The organism is Phocaeicola barnesiae DSM 18169 = JCM 13652 (genome assembly GCF_000374585.1).
GTDB classification, from domain to species: Bacteria; Bacteroidota; Bacteroidia; order Bacteroidales; family Bacteroidaceae; genus Phocaeicola; species Phocaeicola barnesiae.
In genome coordinates, this window is the sequence record NZ_KB894673.1 from 1 (window position 1) to 5,045 (window position 5,045).

General features: G+C 40.9%; 2 protein-coding genes. One reads left to right on the forward strand and one right to left on the reverse strand.

From position 1 onward, the window contains the following. Positions 1-652: 652 nt before the first annotated feature. Positions 653-1,885 (forward strand): ATP-binding protein, encoded by a 1,233-nt coding sequence (locus C510_RS0115745; protein ID WP_026320263.1) that lies wholly within the window; start codon positions 653-655, stop codon positions 1,883-1,885. Positions 1,886-2,358: 473 nt separating this feature from the next. Here the strand turns inward: C510_RS0115745 and C510_RS17570 are convergent. Beyond that, on the reverse strand, positions 2,359-5,045 hold a 2,687-nt coding region (locus C510_RS17570), incomplete at its 5' end, for a hypothetical protein (protein WP_018712229.1).

A 5,045-nucleotide genomic window follows, 5' to 3' on the forward strand; every position in this document is an offset into this window, starting at 1 on the left:
AATAAAAATTTTAATTTATAAATTAAAAAACTCAAATTATCAAAACTTAAGCTTATCCCCGCCCCCATTGGCAGAAGACGGACCAGAGACAGCCTTCAGCGAGGGACGGATGAGGGACGGAGTCTGAGCAAAAACGGGAAAGAAACAAACAAATACCCCGCTCAGAAAGCCTGTAGCGCGGTTTCAGCCGTACAACATTTTCGCGGCGGGAATGATGAAATTTGCTGTAAGCGGTTTATTATGAGAGGGTAATGAGTTCAGCATTTTTCAGGAGGGACGAAAAAGGGACGGATGAGGGACGGGAAAGACTACAGAACCAAGAGAATACCATTCCAGGATTAAAGGTCTCACCCTGACCGGAAAGAATCATACAGGTTGGGACGCACGGCCCGTACGACCGGAATATCACTCTCTTCCTATAATTATTCTCCTTGAAAGTTATCGAATCATCTGCTGAAATAACGTTGTATATTGGAAACGGTGGAATATTCCCTAAAAGCCAATATCTTTTTTTTATTCATTAATTCCATGTCATTGAATAAAATCAGCCTTTTTTATTCAATAGGATTGATAAAATGAATAAAAACAGTTATCTTCGCTTGAAAAGACAGGTAGAAGATACCTAATGTTTCATTCTATAATCATTGCTTCCATGAAGAATATCTTACTCAGCCAGCGCAAGGAACGAGACAGGTTGCTGGCACAGTCCTATCTTCCGCGGCATTCCAGCTATGACTTCAATGCGTTATTGGCAAGCAGGCAGATCAAGCTGATAACCGGTCCCCGCCGGTGTGGAAAGTCCACCCAGGCTCTGCTGATGCTTCAGAACAGGAATTTCGCTTACCTGAATTTCGATGATAACGAACTGCTCTCTCATTGGGATGAAAATCTGGTAATGGAAATGCTGGGTGATGTCTATCCGGAGTATGAGTATCTGCTGCTGGATGAGGTACAGAACATCGATGGTTGGGATCTTTTTGTATCCAAACTTTATCGGAGTGGAGTGAACCTGGTGGTAACAGGGAGTAACGCCAGGCTATTGAGCAGTGAAATGGCTACAGCGTTGACGGGTCGTTACCTGCAGATTGAGATGCTCCCGTTCGGACTGGCGGAGTTTTTCGAATGGAAGCGTGTTACTCCGGATGCGGACACTGTGGATGTCCGGGTACTGCTGGACGATTATTTGCGTAACGGTGGTTATCCGGAAACATTGGAATTACGTAGTCTGACCGGAAGCTATCTGTCTACTTTGTTCGATTCCATTGTGCTGAAGGATGTGGCTAAGCGTCATAAGGTACGTAATATTACCGACTTGAACAACCTTTCCGAATACCTGATTTCAAATTTCTGCAACCCCTTGAGCTTTAACGATGTGGCCGGAGACCTCGGTTTCTCCAGTGTGGCAACGACCAAGAAATACATGGAATACTTAAGAGAACCTTACCTGTTCTTTTATTTGCCGCGCTTTAACAACAAGCTGAAACTGATGAAGAAGGCTCCGCAGAAGATTTATGTGGTGGACAACGGTTTCGTTACAGCCAAGGCTTTCAGTCTGAGTGAAAATCTGGGACGCCTGTTAGAGAACCAGGTATTTGTAGAACTGTTGAGGCGGGGATATGACACACAGGCTTCCCTGTTCTATTACCGCTCCCGTAACGACAAGGAGGTGGACTTTGTTGTCCGGAAAGGCACACGGATAGAAGCCCTCATCCAGGTCTGCTATGATATGACTATGCCTCGGACTGAAAAGCGTGAGGTGGACAGTCTGGTGGAATGCGCCGGTGAATTGAAATGCGATAATCTGATAATCGTGACGGAAAAAGAGGAACGGGTAATCGAGAAGGACGGGTACCGGATAAAGGTGATGCCAGTTGTCAGGTTTTAATGATGATAAACGCAGAGGATGGGCTTTCTTTGGGAACCGGATAGAGTAGGTCTTTAGACTATTAAGTAGGTGCATCCTTCTCTTCGGAAGCAGATGCCATCGGTGAATGGCGAGTAATCCTATCATCCACTCATCAGGATACAGCACTTTAACCAATGCACCTAGACGATTCTTATGTGAAAAGCCGATTTTTATTCATTGATGCCATCCTAGTGAATAAAAACCAGCTTTTTATGTTTGGTCCGGTAAGCAACCCATTTCCATAAACTTTAATCAAAATTCCGTTCGTTAGGAACAGATCCTACCGTTTTTTTCGGATTCCAACTTACGAAAGACACTCTTACTATTGACTATATGGTTCCCGATGTTATGATTAATTAAGGATTTACCCCTGTTAACTAATGCTTATGCCAGCATACTACGAAAAAAGAGCGACCCATACGAGTCGCTCTTTTCCCATAGTTAAAATACGTTTATCTCTTAATTGTAACAGTAGACTTATAAATAAATCCTGTTGCATCTTTTAGAGTAAATGTTACATCTGAACTATTTCCTGTAGCCAGACTTGTTTCTTTATATCCTTGAACATCCTTACCAATTGTTGTAAAGTCAACACTTGCACCGTTAGTAGCAGATGTAGAAATAAGAACACGTTTCGCATCTGTAATTTCACTTTGCATTGTCCAAATACCATATGTATCCAGGCCATATCCACCCAATTCTTTACTATGATCAGCACCGGATGTTAATGTATATTTAGCAGAAATGAAATTATCGTTCAGTACAAATCCAAAGCCGTCAGATGGTTTATTATCTTTGAACGTCAACGGTGTAAAGATACCTTCACCTGTAAGCTGAATTTCATTCTGTAAGCTTTGAGCAACACCATTAACATAATATACCAGTGATACACCATTCAATGCTGGAGTAATAACTGCATCGTACGGAGCATGCGTTACAGTAAATGCCTCTTTAACTACATCCGCATCAGCCTCAAATTTTCCATTCTGCAATCCAGCAAGGACACTTGTATAAGCAGTTATTCCTGTAAGTTTATTAACCTTCAGTTCTTCATAACCTTCTTTATAGACTTCAGATTTCTTAAGTGTTGCAATACCCTCAGTTGTTACCACTGCATTCTTATCTTCAGAATCTGAACTTCCATTTGTTGGTTTTTCCAAATCACTGAAATACTTACAATCGTCTTCACTGAATACATATGCGATACGGCTGGTTACTGCATTAGTTCCTTCTATTGCCGAGAAGGCAGAACTCAATGTCAATACAGCTTTAGCATCAAAAGCGCCGCTAACAGTTCCTGATGGAGTAATTCTTGCATTGAATTTTCCGTCTGTCCAATAAGCAGAGTTCTCTTTGAACAGATCCGTAAATTCAGGAAGAGCTACTTTTACATTCATCTTGATACGGAAGAGTTCGTTCTTCAGGTCTTTGTCCTTTGCAATAAAGTAAAGAGCATAATCACCTTTGACAGCATCTTTTGCTATCTTGAATGTATTATTACTACCATTACCAAACTTTAATGTAATATTGTCAACATCAGTAAATGCATCCGTTCCGAACGTCCATGCTTTATCGTCTGCCTTAACAAAATAGTTATTTAACGCATTACCATCTGCAGCTATAGTACCATTAGTAGTTGCTAAAATAAATCCTGTCTGATCCTTTTCTTCTACAATCTGAACCTGATCAGCATTTTTTATTTGAGCCAACAATGAAGCATCAATACCCGCGAATGCATCCTTCAAACTGATAGTGATTGGTGTGAGGTCTGCAGATGATGAAGAAGACTTGATTTCAACTGGCATAACCTTGTATGTGTAATCTACTACTGTAGAAGCGGCTTCACTATTTTCAACTGTCAGGTCGATTGTTTTTTCGTAATCATTTCCTGTTACATCAAGAATGTGTACAGTTGCTTGCAGAGTAACACCAGCAGACGCATTTGTGGTAGTAATGGTCATTCCATCTGCAGAAATACCGTTTGCCTTTGCAATAGTTTTATTCTTTCCTTCAAATGAAATATATGATCGGGTTATATATGCAGTATAACCATCTTTTATCTCAAGTTTCAAATCTGTTTCTGCATTTAATGGCAATTTACCACCCTGTTTCAAATCTACATAATACCCTTCTGAATCGATATATTTTAATGTAGAGATTTCCTGAGCTCCAGGAGCCCCTGTCTGTTTGGCTTCATTGATATCAATCGTAATATCATATGGAGTAACAGGATTACCATTTACACAAAGAGCATACGCCAGATTCTCACTTTTTTTATTATCAAACACTTTAGCGATATTATCAGCAGTAACTGTTTCATCCATTTCAATGGAAATATTCCAAGAACCATTCTTTGAAGAAGTACGTGTAGCAGCAGGCTTCAACAATTTATCGTTAGGAGTTGGGATAACAGTTACAGGCGCCTCTTCTCCCAAAGAATTTTTCAAAGTCAATTGAGCTTTATCAAGTTCATAGTTTGCAGGAAGTACTTGAACCTCTATCGTGCTTATGTGACCAACCAACAACTGATTTCGTGTTATATTCCACTCAGACTTATTCAAAGCAGCAGTACCCCACATAATCTTGGTATTGCTATTCGCAGTATATCCAGAATTAAATATAGGATTTTCAGAAACAATAACCATAGAGGTTAAGCTAGAAGAAGCCTTTGCCAAAACAACAGTCTGCAGTTTGCCGTCAGCATCCGGCAAAGTGATGGTTACAGTACCGGCATTCTGATTATCCAAAATAGTATATTCACCTACCTTGATACCTGTACCTTCACCGTTTACTGTCAGTTCACCGTTTACTACAGTTACAGTGTCACCTACCTTACCTACAGTCTCACCATTCACCTTCAGCTCCTGGCCTTCGATAGTAATCTTCACATCAGCCACTTCACCTGCTGTAGTCTTGATTGTATAAGTATGAGTTCCTGCACCGTCAACTACAGTCAGAACGCCCGTTGCCTCATCAAAAGTAACGCTTGAAACACCTGTGCCAAGATTATCGATCTGAGTCTTCAAGGAAGCCAAGTCAGATACGACAGTGTTAATCTGCTCCTGCAAGTTGTTGATGTCATCATCATAGTCTTTACAAGAAGTAAAAGTTCCTGCTGAAGCGAACAGAAGCGCTCCGA